The sequence below is a fragment of the Shivajiella indica genome (genome assembly GCF_042683085.1).
Classification (GTDB): domain Bacteria; phylum Bacteroidota; class Bacteroidia; order Cytophagales; family Cyclobacteriaceae; genus Shivajiella; species Shivajiella indica.
Genome location: NZ_JBHUIV010000025.1, coordinates 403,603 through 420,014, shown reverse-complemented (window position 1 = coordinate 420,014; position 16,412 = coordinate 403,603). Strand labels below are relative to the sequence as shown.

Annotated in this window: 10 protein-coding genes; 4 read left to right on the top strand and 6 right to left on the bottom strand. The window is 38.0% G+C overall.

Annotated elements, in window-relative coordinates:
• Nucleotides 1-10: 10 nt before the first annotated feature.
• From ACFSKV_RS18170 to ACFSKV_RS18160, 3 genes are read right to left on the bottom strand one after another with little or no spacing between them, the layout of a single operon-like run.
• On the bottom strand, nucleotides 11-1,309 hold the full coding sequence (locus ACFSKV_RS18170) for an acetyl-CoA hydrolase/transferase family protein (protein ID WP_380806051.1): 1,299 nt from the start codon (nucleotides 1,307-1,309) through the stop codon (nucleotides 11-13).
• Nucleotides 1,306-3,945 carry a cation-translocating P-type ATPase gene (locus ACFSKV_RS18165; protein ID WP_380806048.1) on the bottom strand — a complete coding sequence of 880 codons (2,640 nt, stop codon included), beginning with the start codon at nucleotides 3,943-3,945 and terminating at the stop codon, nucleotides 1,306-1,308. The genes ACFSKV_RS18170 and ACFSKV_RS18165 overlap by 4 nt, the downstream gene beginning before the upstream one ends.
• A complete protein-coding gene (locus ACFSKV_RS18160) occupies nucleotides 3,942-5,021 on the bottom strand; it encodes a site-2 protease family protein (RefSeq protein ID WP_380806045.1) in 1,080 nt (359 codons plus the stop codon). Before ACFSKV_RS18160 ends, ACFSKV_RS18165 begins: the two co-directional genes overlap by 4 nt.
• Nucleotides 5,022-5,411: 390 nt before the next feature.
• On the opposite strand from ACFSKV_RS18160, the gene ACFSKV_RS18155 reads away from it, so the two are divergent.
• On the top strand, nucleotides 5,412-8,789 hold the full coding sequence (locus ACFSKV_RS18155) for a methylmalonyl-CoA mutase family protein (RefSeq protein ID WP_380806043.1): 3,378 nt from the start codon (nucleotides 5,412-5,414) through the stop codon (nucleotides 8,787-8,789).
• A gap of 195 nt (nucleotides 8,790-8,984) precedes the next feature.
• Nucleotides 8,985-9,218: a (2Fe-2S) ferredoxin domain-containing protein gene (locus ACFSKV_RS18150; RefSeq protein WP_380806040.1), complete on the top strand. Its 234-nt coding sequence runs from the start codon at nucleotides 8,985-8,987 to the stop codon at nucleotides 9,216-9,218.
• Nucleotides 9,219-9,283: 65 nt separating this feature from the next.
• Here ACFSKV_RS18150 and ald read toward each other — a convergent pair whose 3' ends face one another.
• On the bottom strand, nucleotides 9,284-10,399 hold the full coding sequence (ald, locus tag ACFSKV_RS18145) for an alanine dehydrogenase (protein WP_380806036.1): 1,116 nt from the start codon (nucleotides 10,397-10,399) through the stop codon (nucleotides 9,284-9,286).
• Between the two features lie 441 nt (nucleotides 10,400-10,840).
• Here ald and ACFSKV_RS18140 point away from each other — a divergent pair, with 441 nt between their 5' ends.
• Nucleotides 10,841-13,258, top strand: a complete 2,418-nt coding sequence (locus ACFSKV_RS18140; protein WP_380806034.1) for an alpha-ketoacid dehydrogenase subunit alpha/beta — start codon at nucleotides 10,841-10,843, stop codon at nucleotides 13,256-13,258.
• A 72-nt stretch (nucleotides 13,259-13,330) separates the two neighbouring features.
• On the opposite strand, the gene ACFSKV_RS18135 is transcribed toward ACFSKV_RS18140, so the two are convergent.
• A complete protein-coding gene (locus tag ACFSKV_RS18135) occupies nucleotides 13,331-13,999 on the bottom strand; it encodes a hypothetical protein (RefSeq protein ID WP_380806032.1) in 669 nt (222 codons plus the stop codon).
• Between the two features lie 73 nt (nucleotides 14,000-14,072).
• Here ACFSKV_RS18135 and ACFSKV_RS18130 point away from each other — a divergent pair, with 73 nt between their 5' ends.
• A complete protein-coding gene (locus ACFSKV_RS18130; RefSeq protein WP_380806029.1) occupies nucleotides 14,073-15,068 on the top strand; it encodes an acyl transferase in 996 nt (331 codons plus the stop codon).
• Between the two features lie 184 nt (nucleotides 15,069-15,252).
• On the opposite strand, the gene ACFSKV_RS18125 is transcribed toward ACFSKV_RS18130, so the two are convergent.
• A complete protein-coding gene (locus ACFSKV_RS18125; RefSeq protein ID WP_380806027.1) occupies nucleotides 15,253-16,410 on the bottom strand; it encodes a sigma-54-dependent transcriptional regulator in 1,158 nt (385 codons plus the stop codon).
• Nucleotides 16,411-16,412: the final 2 nt, after the last annotated feature.

The following is a 16,412-nucleotide window of genomic DNA, read 5'->3' as shown; positions in this document are numbered from 1 at the left end:
TAAACAATAACTAAGATATTGTTTTTAATTTTCTACCAAACCTTTCGAAGATAGCTTTTTCGAGATTTTCCCTATGATCAGGATGGGAGATATTCATAAGTGCTTCTGCCCTTTGTCTCAAATTCTTTCCATAAAGATAGGCTATCCCAAATTCAGTTACTACATAGTGAACATGTGCCCTAGTTGTTACCACTCCAGCACCTTCTTTAAGAAAAGGGACAATTTTACTTTCACCGTTTTTCGTTACGGATCGTAATGCTAAAATAGGTTTTCCTCCTTCGGACAATGCTGCTCCTCTCATAAAGTCCATCTGCCCTCCCACACCGGAATATTGATAACTTCCAATGGAATCTGCACATACCTGGCCAGTGAGATCGATTTCCAGGCAACTATTGATTGCTACCATTTTGGGGTTTTTCCTGATTATACCCGAATCGTTGACATACTCTGCTTCCTGAAATGTAAATAATGGATTGTCATGTATGATATCATATAATCTTTGTGTGCCTGCAGCAAATGAAGTCAGGACTTTTCCTTTATGTTTTTTCTTAAATTCATTGGTAATAGTGCCAGATTCCAGGAGATTGATAATTCCATTTGAAAACATTTCTGTATGCACACCCAAATCTTTATGATCTTTCAGAGCAGCTAAAACAGCATCGGGAATAGCCCCAACGCCCAATTGAAGTGTAGACCTGTCTTCAATCAATTCGGATATGTATTTACCTATTTGCCTTTCAACATCTGTGATTTTTTCTAAATAATTGATTTCATGAAGGGGTTGCTCTGTAAATACCGCTGCATCAAATTTGCTAAAATGAATATGTCCATCTCCGTGCGTTCGGGGCATTTTTGGGTTGACCTGAGCAATTACTGCTTTTGCTGATTCAACTGCTGCTTTTGCGATATCTACCGAAACTCCTAAAGAGCAAAAACCATGAACGTCAGGTTCAGAAACATGAACTATAGCAACATCCAAAGGCATGATTTTTCTTCGAAATAGCTGCCCTATTTCACTCAAAAAAATGGGAATATAATCGCCTCTTTCAGTATTGACTGTGCTTCGTATATTTCTGGAAACAAAAAAAGTATTGAAGAAAAAACTTTCCGCAAATTCTTCCCTGGCCAAATCCATTGGACCAAAGGTAGAAATACTAACCAATTCAACGTTTTTTAGCTCATCTTTTCTTTTTGCGAGTTCCCGAAGTAGAAAAGTTGGAGTGGCCGCACTTCCATGGACAAATACCCTTTGGTTACTTTTAATTAGTTCTAGCGCTTGGGAAGTAGTTGTATAAGAAAGGTTTTTCATGAAGCTCGGAATTTAAAGTATTTAAAGATTTCAGTAGCCCAAAAGACCAGGGATGATAGGCTTGCCCACAATAAGAATTCCCAGAAAGAAACAGGCTGGAATTTAAAGGCATAAGAAAGCACCGGGATCTCAATGATCAAAACGGTAATCAACACCGAAACCAATAGGGCATAGTTTAACCATTTATTTGAAAATAGGCCAAGAGAGAACGCAGAACCGTTCAAATTTCTCATGTTTATTGCATTAAACAGCTGGCTGAAAGCCAAAGAGATAAAAGTCAATGTCCTTGCTTTTTCGACTCCATGAGGGAGGTGCCACCAAAAAGCAAATATAGCCAATGAGGTCATTATAATCGAACTGATGATTAAAAATGGCAAAATACTCTTATTGATTATATTTTCTTTTTGATCGATGGGAGGGGAATTTAACTCATTCCCTTTCCCTTTTTCAGTAGCCAGTGCTTTATCACAAAAACCATCAGTGACAATATTGATCCATAATATCTGTGTGGCTGTCAAAGGTACTGGTAGGCCAAACATCACTGTCAAAATGAGGGTAAATATTTCTGCAAAGTTGGTAGTTATCAAAAAGAAAGAGGTTCTCCTGGCATTATTGAATACTATTCTTCCCTGTTCGACCGCTCGGACAATAGTTGCAAAATTGTCATCTGCCAATACCATCATAGAGGCATCTTTGGCCACATCAGTGCCCATAATACCCATGGATATCCCAATATTGGCTTGCTTAAGTGCTGGAGCATCATTGACACCATCTCCAGTCATGGCTATAAGGGAACCATTTTTTTGAAGGGATTTGGCTATTTTAAGTTTCATCATTGGGGTTAGTCTGGAAAAAACATCAGCTTCCTGTACTGCCTTGTCAAATTCCTCAGGATCCATTTCTGAAAGTTCCAATTCAGAAAATACTTTTTCCCTTCCTTCTTTGACAATTCCTACTTCTTTTCCGATAGAAAGAGCAGTGGAGGCATGGTCACCAGTAGCCATGATTACCCGGATTCCTGCTTCATGACAGGATTTTACAGCATCAAAGACCCCATGTCTCGGAGGATCAATCATTCCCGCAAGCCCAACAAATTCCAACTCTTGACCTTCTTTTTGGTTTTCTTCCTCCTTCTGGGCCAATGCCAATACACGGAGGCTTTCTTCTGACCAAAGATGAAGCTTGTCTTCTATAAAGGATTTGTCTTTCAACGGGATTTTGTTACCTTCCTTGTCCCTACTATGCGTACAAATTGAAAGTATGGCTTCAGGGGCTCCCAAATAAAACCTTAGCTTTTTCCCCTCTTTTCTGACGAGAGTTGACCGGTATTTCAGTTCAGAATTGAAAGCTACATCTTCCAAAATTTCCAGCTCTTTGGATTTTCCGGCTTTGTTTCCAAGTACGAGGAAAGCAGCTTCCGTAGGATCTCCTGTGATTTGGTACTGCCCTTTTTCGTTGATTTCTATTGATGAATTGTGACAATGTGCAGCGATTTCAAAAAGTTGTTCAATGGTCAAGATATCCTCCTTACTTCCATGAAACTGTCCAATACTCTCCCAGCCTTCTCCGCTTACCCTTACATCGTTTGTTTCAGGCATCCAAAGTCTGGTGATAGTCATGGTGTTTTGAGTCAGTGTTCCGGTTTTATCGGTTATGATGGTATCAACAGATCCCAGACTTTCTGTGGCAGTCATTTCCCTGATAATGGCGTTTTTTTTGGACATGCGGTAAGAGCCAATGGCCAAAACAATGGAAAGTACAGCTGGAAGCCCTTCGGGAATAGTGGCTACCAGAGCAGCCAAAGCAATTAAAAATGATTCAGATAGAGGTATTTCCTGAAAAAAAATGGTGACAAGGAACAGTACCAAGGCACTTCCTATGGCGATCAGAGCCATTTGTCTGGCAAGTTTATTGGTCTTTTTCTGAAAACTTGATTGCTCTCTATTAATTTCCCTAAGGGAGCTTGCAATTTCCCCGATCATTGTCTGTAGACCGGTAGCTGTGACTACAGCTTTAATGGACCCAGAAGTAACGAAGGTGCTTTTCCATACCATATTGGATTTATCCCCAAAGGCAATCTGGTCAGGAAGTATTGTGTCAAATTTTTCTACAGGCACGGCTTCTCCAGTGAGTGAGGATTCTGTAATCCTTGCATTCTTGGAATAAATCAGCCTGGCGTCAGCAGGAACATTGTCCCCCTCTTCCAATACGAGGATATCCCCTGGTACCAAGTCTGTGGCATTGATTGTCTGAAGGATACCGGAACGGATTACTTTGCATCTTTGAACCAACAGATTTTTCAGTGCTTCCAAAGCTCCTTCTGCACGATATTCCTGGATAAATCCAATACCTACATTGATCAGAATTATGGCCAGAATAACATAAACATCAACATAATGTTGGGTTAAGAAGGAAATGAGAACAGCTACCAAAAGGATATAAACCATCAAGTTGTTGAATTGCTTGAGTATTATTTTCCAAATGGGTTTTTTCCCAGGTTCAGGGATTTCATTTTTTCCAAAAAGATGGAGTTTTTCCAATACTTCTGAAGGCTCAAGTCCATTTTCGCTGCTTCCCAGTTGTTTTAGTACTTCCTGGTACGGAAGAGTATGTGGAGCCTTCAGAATTTTTTTCATTGATTGAGGGCAGTTTTTACCAAAATCAGCTCACTGATATTTTCCTGATCAATTATGCCCAGGAAATGTCCGTTTTCAATAATAAATGCTACTTTTTTGTTTTGGCTTAACATAAGCTTCCAGGCATCATCGAGAGGGGAGTGGATATCAAGTTTGATGGGTTTAAAGTCTGCAAATTTTTCGATATGGGCACTTTCTCCCTCATGTTCCAGGCCTTTTATAATCTCATTCCTGCTTATTGTACCCACCGCCACATCATCTTTTACTACCACAAAATGGGTAGCCTGTGAATTCAACAGCTTTTCTACTGCTTTTGAAAGAGGAGCGTCAAAGCCCAGAATTTGAAAATGACTCATCAAAGCATCTTTGACTTTGAAACCTTTTAGAAAACTTTCCTGCTGCGTATGGGCCACTTCAGCACCGGCTCCTAAGAAGATAAAAATCCCGATCAGGACCAGGATCGGGTTATTGAATAATCCAAAAAAGACAAAGAAAATGGCCAAAAACTGACCTATTCCACCGGCAATTTGGGTGGCTTTCGCTCTAGGAAGCTTGATAGAGAGGAAAGCTCTTAAAACCCTTCCTCCATCCATAGGGAAAGCGGGTAATAAATTAAATAAAGCCAAAATCAAATTGGCTGATGCAATGTAAAGTAAGATGGTGTTTGGCTGTATTTTTATTTCTTCTAAGTTTTCAAAATTGTAGCCGGTAAATGTCAATACGACGGAAAGTAAGATGAATAAAACTATATTGACTAAAGGTCCGGCAAAGGCTACCCAAAGTTCCTGTTTGGGGTCTTCCGGTAACTTTTCCAGTCTTGCTATCCCCCCAATTGGGTACAAGACGATATCTTTAGTCTGAATACCAAATCGTTGAGCGGCTAAAGCATGGCCAAACTCGTGCATCACCACACAGGCAAATAGGGCCAATACAAATAAAATCAACCATAGAATGTCTATCATGGGCATTCCCTGACTGAGATTTGAAATGATAATCCAAAGCAACAGTAGGGAAAAAGTCCAATGAATGAATACCTTGACGTTGCGATAACTTCCTAAATAGAGGGAGAATTTCATGGCTTGGGCTTTTTATATGTCCTTTAATTTAAAGGTTTATAAATTCAATAGCATAAAATTCGGATGATTATATTTGGAAAAGCATGATGAAAGTCATATTTGAAAATGATATTTCAAAAATCCCTTAAATTCGATTAAGTCAGTTTTAGTTTGGTTTCTTTTTTTAAAAAAAATTTATTTAATATTCTGATATTAATCAACAATAAGGAATAAAATTTTATGTGATGAGAAAAATATAAATATTACAAAATTTTATTTTGATTTTCAATTAATATTAGGTTTGATAAAGTACCTTTTTTACTATATTCGCATGCAGGTATAATGCTTTCCATGTGTTAATTCTCAGAACAGATTGAATTTGAATCGATTTAGGAATAAAACCAATAAATAATGTCTTATTCAAAAGAAATATATAAGCCCAATAACCACATTAGAATCGTTACAGCGGCGTCTTTGTTTGATGGCCATGACGCAGCTATAAATATTATGCGGAGGATTATTCAGTCAACTGGTTGTGAGGTTATCCACCTTGGACATAATCGTTCTGTCCAGGAAATAGTGGACTGCGCAATTCAAGAGGATGTTCAGGCAATAGCTATAACATCTTACCAAGGTGGGCATGTTGAATTTTTCAAGTACATGTTTAACCTCCTGAGAGAAAAGGGAGCTGACCATATTAAAATTTTTGGCGGTGGTGGTGGCACCATTTTGCCGGAAGAAATCAAAGAGTTGCATGACTATGGAATTTCCAGAATATATTCTCCTGATGATGGGCGTGCTATGGGTTTACAGGGTATGATCAATGATTTGGTTCAAAAATCAGATTTCCCTGTTGGTAAAAACTTCCATTTATCTTCTTTAAACAAATCGGATAAATCCAGTATTGCTAAGTGTATTTCGGCAGCAGAAAATTTCCCGGAAGAAAATAAGTCAATTCTTGAAGAAGTTAGAAAAATTTCTACTGTAAGCAAAACTCCGGTTTTGGGCATAACAGGTACAGGTGGTGCTGGTAAATCGTCTTTAGTGGATGAGTTGGTCAGGAGATTTTTGCTGGACTTTAAGGACAAGCATATCGCGATTATTTCAGTAGATCCTTCAAAAAGAAAGACAGGAGGAGCGCTATTGGGAGATAGGATCAGGATGAATTCCATAAACCATCCAAGGGTCTACATGAGGTCTTTGGCTACAAGACAATCCAATTTGGCACTTTCAAAATATGTACAGGATGCACTTGACGTGGTCAAAGCCTCTGATTTTGACCTTATCATCTTGGAGACTTCGGGAATTGGCCAGTCCGATACTGAAATTATCGAACATTCTGATATGTCCCTGTATGTGATGACTCCTGAATATGGAGCGGCTTCACAACTTGAAAAAATCGATATGTTGGACTTTGCTGATGTGATAGCTCTCAACAAATTTGACAAAAGAGGTGCACAGGATGCTCTTCGCGATGTCAAAAAACAATATAAAAGAAACCATAATCTTTGGGAAATTGAAGATGAGGATATACCGGTTTTTGGGACAATAGCGTCGCAATTCAATGATCCGGGGATGAATAATCTCTACAAAGCGATCATGCACAAGCTTGTTGAGAAAACAGGGGTGGATTTGGGGACCTCATTTGAGGTAACTAAAGAAATGTCTGAAAAAATTTACATCATTCCACCTTCGAGAACTCGTTATTTGTCAGAAATATCCGAGAATAACAGGAATTATGACAAATGGGTGGAGGATCAAAAAAATATCGCTCAAAAATTATACAGTGTTCAAAAATCCATTGAAGCAGTAAAATCAGTACAAGTAGCTGACCAAGACAGGTTGGTTAAAGAGCTTCAGGAGGTGTATGCCCAATTAGAATTGGAGCTCGATCCTAAAAACAAAAAATGGTTGGAGGATTGGCCACAGAAGGTGCAGCATTATGCCGATGATTACTATGTTTTCAAAGTAAGGGACAAAGAACTCAAAGTAAAAACTTACCATACTTCTCTTTCCCAGTCCAAGATTCCTAAGGTATCACTTCCTAAATATGAAGCTTGGGGTGATTTGTTGAAATGGGGGCTGAAGGAAAATGTGCCGGGAAAGTTTCCATACACTTCAGGGGTTTTTCCATTCAAAAGAGAAGGGGAGGATCCCACCCGGATGTTTGCAGGAGAAGGGGGACCGGAAAGGACTAACAAGCGCTTCCATTATGTATCTAAAGACATGCCTGCAAAAAGGCTTTCCACAGCATTTGATTCTGTTACTTTATATGGAGAAGACCCTGATTACCGGCCGGATATTTATGGGAAAATTGGAAATTCTGGAGTTAACGTTTGCTGTTTGGATGATGCTAAGAAGTTATATTCCGGCTTTAATCTTGCAGATCCATTGACTTCTGTTTCCATGACCATCAATGGTCCCGCTGCGACTATAACTGCTTTCTTTATGAATGCAGCTATTGATCAGCAGTGTGAAATTTATATCAAAGAGAATGGTTTGGAGGAAGAGGTCAATGCCAAAATTGAAGATATATATAAGGATATGGCTGCGCCTAGGCCAACTTACAATACTTCCATTCCTGATGGGAATAATGGATTGGGATTAATGCTTTTGGGTGTTACAGGGGATCAGGTACTTCCTCATGAAGTTTATCAGGAAATAAAAGAAAAAACATTAACTCTGGTAAGAGGTACAGTGCAGGCGGATATCCTCAAGGAGGATCAAGCACAGAACACCTGTATTTTTTCAACGGAGTTTTCTTTAAGGTTGATGGGTGATGTTCAGCAGTATTTCATCGACAAAAAAGTCAGGAACTTCTATTCTGTGTCCATTTCAGGTTACCACATTGCAGAGGCCGGTGCCAATCCGATCACTCAATTGGCACTGACATTATCCAATGGTTTTACCTATGTGGAATATTATGTTTCCAGAGGAATGGATATCAATAAATTTGCTCCAAATCTTTCGTTCTTTTTCTCCAACGGAATTGACCCGGAGTATGCTGTAATCGGTAGGGTGGCCAGAAGAATTTGGGCAAAGGCAATGAAATTAAAATATGGGGCAAATGAGCGGTCTCAAATGCTGAAATATCATATACAGACATCGGGAAGGTCATTACATGCTCAGGAAATTGACTTCAACGATATCCGGACCACATTGCAGGCACTTTATGCAATTTATGATAACTGTAATTCCCTGCATACCAACGCTTATGATGAGGCCATAACAACACCTACCGAAGCTTCTGTAAGAAGGGCAATGGCAATCCAATTGATTATCAATAAGGAGCTAGGCCTTGCTAAAAACGAAAATCCAATTCAAGGTGCATTTATAATTGAAGAATTGACAGATTTGGTGGAAGAGGCTGTCTATGCAGAATTCGATAGGATAACCGAAAGAGGGGGTGTACTTGGTGCTATGGAAACTATGTACCAAAGAGGAAAGATTCAGGAAGAAAGTCTTCATTACGAAATGTTGAAGCATACGGGAGAGTATCCTATCATTGGTGTAAATACTTTCCTGTCTTCTGAAGGTTCTCCGACGGTCATTCCAGGAGAGGTGATCAGGGCAACCAAAGAGGAAAAAGAAGCACAGATTGAAACCCTAAAACGTCTTCACATTAGGCATAAAGATAAGGCAGCGAAAGAACTCGAACAGCTTCAGAAAGTAGCCATTCATAATGGTAACATCTTTGAAAATTTAATGGAAGCTACGAAGTACTGTTCATTGGGTCAGATTACAAACGCCCTGTATGAAGTAGGGGGTCAATATAGAAGGAATATGTGATGGTAGAAGCGAAGGGAGAAAGATGAGAATCTTGACTTAAGAAATTAGAAACAATAATTGACAAGAGTACCCATGTACCAAGTTATTGGAAGTCTGATTTCGTAAGTGGGATTTCGGAAATTGATATCCTAAAAATCTTAAATTAATTCAAGATTGTGAATACCTTCTGTTATCTTCATGTAAATTTCAAATTTGATGGCAACTTACCGTAGGTTTATATTTGTCTGCAACGGCTCTGACTGTAAAAAGAAAGGTTGTAAAAACTTACAGGGAGAAATAAAGAACCTGATTAAATCAGAGAACTATAAAGGGAAGTTTAAAATCATCAAAACCAAGTGTATGGATTTTTGCAAATCCGCTCCCTTGGTTGTGATCAACAATGAGGTTCTCAAAAGGGCAGATTTAACAGATATCCAAAAGAAACTTTGAGTAATTATAAATAAAAAAACCTCTCGTTCTGGAGAGGTTTTTTTATTTATACCTTTGATAGGGCATTAGGATAGGTATTTTTCTACCGGTACATAATCCATGTTGAATGCCTCAGCAACAGCTTTGTATACAATATCGCCATTGATAATATTGAGACCTGGAACCAATTCTGCATTTTCCTGAGCTGCCTTTTTCCATCCTTTATCAGCTAATTGAATAGCATAAGGAAGTGTGGCATTGGTCAGAGCCAAGGTAGAAGTATAAGGAACTGCTCCAGGCATGTTGGCTACACAGTAATGTACCACATCATCAATTACATAAGTTGGATTTTCATGTGTGGTTGGTTTACATGTTTCAATGCATCCACCTTGATCAACAGCTACATCCACTAAAACTGTCCCTGGCTTCATTTCTTTTAACATGTCTCTGGTAATCAAATGAGGTGCTTTGGCACCCGGAATCAATACGGCACCCACGATCAGGTCAGCATCCTTGATCATTTTCCTGACATTGTATTCATTCGACATCATGGTTTTCACATTGGCAGGCATTACATCTGCTAGATATCTCATCCTTGGAAGAGATACATCCATTATGGTCACATCAGCCCCCAGTCCAGCTGCCATCCACGCTGCTTGGGTTCCTACTATACCACCACCCAAAATCAAAACTTTTGCAGGGAGAACCCCTGGGACACCTCCCAGAAGAATGCCTCGTCCCTTGAGGGGTTTTTCAAGATAGTTAGCTCCCTTTTGTATGGCCATTCTACCTGCTACTTCAGACATAGGAACAAGTAAAGGAAGACTTCTGTCTGCTTTTTCCACAGTCTCATAAGCCAAACAAATGGACTTGCTTTCGACCATAGCTTTGGTCAATGGTTCGTAGGAGGCAAAGTGGAAATAGGTAAAAAGTAACTGACCTTCTTTGATGAGTTTGTATTCAGGTTCAATGGGTTCTTTCACCTTAATGATCATTTCGGCAATGCCGTAAACCTCTTCTATAGTGGGGAGAATTGCAGCTCCTGCAGCAGTATACTCATCGTCAGAAAAGCCACTGCCTTCCCCAGCTGAATGTTGGATGTAAACACGGTGGCCTCTTTTAATCAATTCTTTTGCTCCCCCTGGAGTCAATGCCACTCTATTTTCATTGTTTTTAATTTCCTTTGGAACACCTATGATCATATCGTTAAAATTTGGGTTTTTTAAAACAGTTTCGCAAAGATAATAAGTGAAGACCTATTCAATACAAAATCAATTAACTTATTTTGAATTGATTAAGAAAATACTATGATTTCGAAATTTTATATTTTAAAACATTAATTTGCTTAACTATATTTTAAAAAAGAGTTTTATGGAAATAAAAATTCGGATATAGTACCGCATTTGATATAAAAAGAATTTATATGGCAAAAACACAAATTGACTAATTTTTATAATTGGTATAATCAATAAATAAAGAATAAAATTTTGATAATATTTATTTTTAATATTTAATTCAAAATTATTTATTGAAAAAAATATAAATTATTCTGTTTCGAAGTTTGTAAAAATACCAAATTTCCCTATTTTTGGAATACTTGGAAACAGGTGAAAAAACCCAAAGTAGCTTTTGAGAAAATAAAAATGACAAATTTGGCAACAATTACAAAAAATATAAAAACAAAAGTGTTTGATAAAGAGCAGCTTATCAAGGATTTCAGGCTTATGTGGGAAAGTAGGCATGCATCTTTAATGGGGAGGAAGGAAGTTTTTATGGGCAAGGCGAAATTCGGAATTTTTGGTGATGGCAAAGAACTTGCTCAGCTTGCTATGGCAAGACATTTCAAAAATGGTGACTTCAGGGCCGGTTATTACAGAGATCAGACTTTTATGTTGGCAATAGGTCAATTGACAATAAAGGAATATTTTGCCCAATTATATGCCCATACCTCTGTAGAAGCAGATCCTGCTTCAGCTGGTAGGTTGATGAACGGTCATTTTGCAACTCGTTCTTTGCATGAGGATGGTACTTGGAAGGATTTGGCAAATATGATGAATTCCTCAGCAGATATTTCACCAACTGCCGGACAGATGCCAAAATTATTAGGACTTGCTTATGCTTCAAAACTTTACAGGCAGAACCCTCAATTGAAAGAATTAAAAGAATTCAGTAAGGAAGGGAATGAAGTAGCATGGGGTACAATTGGAAATGCCTCTACTTCAGAAGGGATGTTTTTTGAAACAGTCAATGCTGCTGGTGTACTCCAGGTACCTATGGTAATTTCAATTTGGGATGATGGATATGGGATTTCTGTTCCTAATGAGTACCATACCACAAAGGGTAGTATTTCGGAGATTTTGAAAGGTCTTCAAAGAAATGATGACCAGAAGGGATACGAGATTTTTGTTGTGAAAGGCTGGGATTATGAAGCTTTGGATAGAACCTATGAAAATGCTGCAAGAATTGCGCGAGAGGAACATGTTCCTGTAATGATCCATGTAATTGAGTTGACGCAACCGCAGGGACATTCTACCTCAGGGTCCCATGAACGCTATAAACCAAAAGAAAGACTGGATTGGGAAAAACAGTTTGATTGTACCTTACAATTCCGGAAATTTTTAACTGAAAATGGATTGGCTACCCCTGAGGAATTGGATGAGATAGAGCAGGAGGCTAAAGTATTTGTTAAAAAAGAAAAAGATTCGGCATGGAATGCGTTTTCTTCTGAAATAAAATCAGAATTAAAAGAGGCGGCTCAATTGATCAGATCAGCTTCCAATAAATCCAGCAACTCAGTTTTACTACATGCTTTGGCAGATGATTTGACGAAAACTTTAAACCCTATCCGGAAAGATGTTATTAGCACTGTGAGAAGGGCATTGTGGGCAATGAGAGAGGACCCTGTAGAATTAAAATTTGAGTTGAAAAGCTGGTATGAAAAACAGCAAGATCTGAATGAAGATAGATATAGTAGTCATTTATATTCACAATCGGATTATTCTTCGGAAAGTGTTGAGCCAATTTCGGTTCGATATGAGACTGAAGCTCCTTTGGTTGATGGACGGGAAGTATTGCAGGCATGCTTTGATCATCTTTTAAGCAATGACCCAAAGTTTTTTGCATTCGGTGAAGATGTTGGGAAAATTGGAGATGTTAACCAGGCTTTTGCAGGGTTACAGGCTAAGCATGGTGAATTAAGAGTCACCGATACCAGTATTCGGGAAGTGACCATAATAGGTCAGGGAATTGGGACTGCTTTGAGGGGTTTGAGGCCAATGGCTGAAATCCAGTATTTGGATTACATTCATTATGCCTTGATGACACTTTCTGATGATTTGGCCTGCCTTCATTACAGAACCAAAGGAGGACAAAAAGCACCGTTAATTGTCAGGACAAGAGGCCATAGATTAGAGGGCGTTTGGCATGCTGGATCTCCAATAGGTATGTTATTACACTCTTTAAGAGGAATGTTGATTTGTGTTCCAAGAAATATGACCCAGGCAGCGGGTATGTACAATACTTTAATGCAGGCTGATGAACCTGCATTGGTTATTGAATGTCTCAATGGTTACCGATTAAAGGAAAAGATGCCATCAAATATTGGAGAGTTCAGGGTTAAATTGGGAAGACCTGAAATTTTAAGGACAGGTAATGATTTAACAGTAGTGACTTATGGATCTATGTGCAGAATTGTGGAGGAGGCGGCAGAAGAACTATCTGCAATGGGTATTGAAGTAGAAGTTATTGATGTTCAGACGCTTCTTCCTTTTGATGTGGATCAGATGATTTTAGAATCAATCAAAAAAACCAATAGGGTTCTATTTGCTGATGAGGATGTTCCAGGTGGAGCTTCTGCCTATATGATGCAAAAGGTAGTGGAAGAACAAAATGCCTATTATTATTTGGATTCCCAACCTGCTACTTTGGCTGCTAAAGCCCATAGACCTGCATATTCTTCAGATGGGGATTATTTTTCGAAGCCATCTGTAGATGACGTGGTCGAAAAAGTTTATGCAATGATGCACGAGACCAATCCAGAGAAATATCCAAAAATTCTTTAAACCAATTTTGGTATTAAAACAAAAGGCACTTCTTCATTAAAGTGCCTTTTTTATCCTAGTTTTTATAAGTGATTACCTGTTGATTTGATTAAGCGTTACCTCCGGACTGGAGACTATATTGCTTTTATTAAGTGCCCTATCCTGTATATGAACATCAATCCTAATTGTGTCATTTCTGAATATTGATTGCCAGCCAAATGATAACATAGAATATTGAATTGTTCCCTCTACAGGCTGTCCTGTTGTACTATTGAAAAGCCTTGGGAATCTTCCATTGAATGTGGTATAAAATGGTGGGTCTTCCCACCTAAACTCGTTAAAAACACCATTTCTTTTAATGAAAAATTTGATAAAAATATTGTTATGGTCAGGGTTTTGTTCTACCCAAACGGTATCTCTTACAACGGTATTATTTACTATCGGATTGATTACCCAATCCAATGGATTGAAAGGGGGAGCCTCTGGGGGTCTATTTCCAAAAGTTATCAGGTTACCGGAAGCATCTCTAATGTAATTTACTGGTTGAAACGGGGGGTCAATATCTGTTGGATTAAGGCCTAAATCACCTTCATTATCTTTAAAATTTATAGATACTATCAAGGAGTCAGACCCTGTTGTATTTACAAAGCGCATATCCTCAAAAGCAATTTCAGGGACCGTTGGGAAATTGTCTGGGGGAGAAACACAGGCAAATACAATTGGGCTAAACAATAAATAAATATAATTTTTTACACTGGCCATGCTAAAGTAAATTTACGTCAAATCGTGTAAGGGGGTAAAATTGCTCAATTTTCAGTTGACAAATTATAAAACGATGAAATATTTCAAAAGTTTTCAAGAGGATATACTCAATTTGAATATAAAGAATTTTGAAGAAAAAGCACTCGAACTTTTTTATTTCCAGGCCAGATATAATGTCATTTACAAAGAATACATTAAATATCGGGGAATATCAGTTTACTCAATAAGAAAAATAGAAGATATACCTTTTTTACCAATCCGATTTTTTAAGGACTTTCCAGTTGTTTGTGGAGAAATGAGTTTATTTAAGGGATATTATTCCAGTAGCGGGACCACTGGGGCCATAACATCCAGGCATTATTATTGGTCAGAAGAGTTTTATTTAAACCATTCCATCAACCTGTTCGAAAAAGAATATGGAAATATAAAAAATTATCATATTCTTTCATTATTGCCATCATATCTTGAGAGGAAGGGTAGTTCACTAGTGCACATGGCAGAGCATTTGATCCAAAAGTCAGGTTCTGAATTTTCAGGGTTTTACTTGTATAACCATAAAGATTTAATTAAAACGTTGGAATTTCTGAAAATGGATAAAAAAAAGGTCATTTTATTAGGGGTTACATTTGCTTTATTGGATTTAGTTGAAGGGAAATTGGATTTACCTTTTATGGAAAACTTGATTGTGATGGAAACAGGTGGAATGAAAGGGAGGAGAAAAGAAATGATCAGGGAAGAAGTACATTCTATTTTAAAAAAGTCTTTTAGAAAAAAACAGATCCATTCAGAATATGGAATGACTGAATTGATGTCCCAAGCATATTCAAAAAGTGATGGGAAATATAATATTCCTTTTACCATGCGCGTTATGGTCAGAGATATAAACGATCCATTTTCTTATTCAAACCGAAAGCAAGGTGGTATTAATATTATTGATTTGGCTAATTTCCATTCCTGTGCTTTTATTGAAACTCAGGATTTGGGCACTTTAGACAGTCAAAATAGACTTGAGATTTTAGGGCGATTTGATAATAGTGAGATAAGAGGATGTAATTTAATGGTCAATTAATTTTGTAATCCTTTAAGAATTAAACATATTTGGTTTTAAAATTTGAAAAGCATGAAAAGATTAGCAGTAGTTTTGATGGCTCTTGGACTTTTGGCCCTTGGTGCATGTGCATCGAGCAAACCCTGTCCTGCCTATGCAAAAGAAGTTGGCAGTAAGGAAATCAAAGGATAAAAAATGTGCTGGCTTAATAGTCAGCATATTTTTTAACATCTTCCAGACTGATTGTTTTATCACCTAAGATCACCAATCTTTCCACTACATTTCTTAATTCCCTAATATTCCCTGTCCAAGGAAATTCCTGAAGTTTTGCAATTGCTTCTTTACTTATTTCTTTTTTGGCAATCCCATACTCATTTGCAATGTCTTCAAGAAATTTATTCACCAGAAGAGGAATATCTTCTTTTCTGTCTTTCAATGCGGGTACCTGTATCAAAATCACACTTAGCCTGTGATACAAATCTTCCCTAAAATTACCCTCTTCAATTTCTTTTTTTAAATCTTTATTTGTTGCCGCTAAAACCCGAACATCAACTTTGATGTCTTTGTCACCTCCAACCCTGGTTATTTTATGCTCTTGAAGCGCCCTTAAAACTTTAGATTGAGCTGAAAGGCTCATATCACCGATTTCATCTAAAAACAAAGTACCTCCATTTGCCTGTTCAAATTTCCCTACTCTTTGCTTAACTGCAGAAGTAAATGCACCTTTCTCATGTCCAAAAAGTTCACTTTCAATTAATTCAGCAGGTATGGCAGCACAATTCACTGCAATAAATGGTGCATCTGAACGGTTACTTTTCTGATGCAGCCAGTGGGCTACGAGTTCTTTTCCAGTTCCATTAGGCCCTGTAATGAGAACACGGGCATCTGTTGGGGCAACTTTTTCAATCGTCAATTTTACATGGGTGATAGCAGGAGATTGCCCAACCATATCCAGTTTTTGGGAAAGCTTTTTTTTCAGAACTTTGGTTTCGGAAACCAAATGCTTTTTATCCAGCGCATTTCTGACTGTAAGAAGTAACCTATTCAGATCCGGGGGCTTTGGTATGAAATCAAATGCTCCCTTTTTTGTGGCATCTACGGCTGTTTCAATACTGCCATGAGCGGATATCATAATGAATTGGGGCTGCTTTTCCAATTTCGAAGCTTGCTCCAATACCTCAATACCGTCCATTTTAGGCATTTTGATATCGCATAAGACCAGGTCATAATCTTCTTCCTGAATCATTTTTAACCCCTGTTCCCCATCTTGGGCTTCAGCAATTTCATATTTTTCGTATTCCAGGATTTCTTTTAAAGTCGATCTAATGACTTTTTCATCATCAATAATCAGAATTTTTGCCATAA

Bases quoted from the DNA above. Each gene is read 5' to 3' on its own strand.
- ACFSKV_RS18170 (WP_380806051.1), bottom strand. From the start codon at position 1,309: ATGAAAAACCTTTCTTATACAACTACTTCCCAAGCGCTAGAACTAATT.
- ACFSKV_RS18165 (WP_380806048.1), bottom strand. From the start codon at position 3,945: ATGAAAAAAATTCTGAAGGCTCCACATACTCTTCCGTACCAGGAAGTA.
- ACFSKV_RS18160 (WP_380806045.1), bottom strand. From the start codon at position 5,021: ATGAAATTCTCCCTCTATTTAGGAAGTTATCGCAACGTCAAGGTATTC.
- ACFSKV_RS18155 (WP_380806043.1), top strand. From the start codon at position 5,412: ATGTCTTATTCAAAAGAAATATATAAGCCCAATAACCACATTAGAATC.
- ACFSKV_RS18150 (WP_380806040.1), top strand. From the start codon at position 8,985: ATGGCAACTTACCGTAGGTTTATATTTGTCTGCAACGGCTCTGACTGT.
- ald (WP_380806036.1), bottom strand. From the start codon at position 10,399: ATGATCATAGGTGTTCCAAAGGAAATTAAAAACAATGAAAATAGAGTG.
- ACFSKV_RS18140 (WP_380806034.1), top strand. From the start codon at position 10,841: ATGACAAATTTGGCAACAATTACAAAAAATATAAAAACAAAAGTGTTT.
- ACFSKV_RS18135 (WP_380806032.1), bottom strand. From the start codon at position 13,999: ATGGCCAGTGTAAAAAATTATATTTATTTATTGTTTAGCCCAATTGTA.
- ACFSKV_RS18130 (WP_380806029.1), top strand. From the start codon at position 14,073: ATGAAATATTTCAAAAGTTTTCAAGAGGATATACTCAATTTGAATATA.
- ACFSKV_RS18125 (WP_380806027.1), bottom strand. From the start codon at position 16,410: ATGGCAAAAATTCTGATTATTGATGATGAAAAAGTCATTAGATCGACT.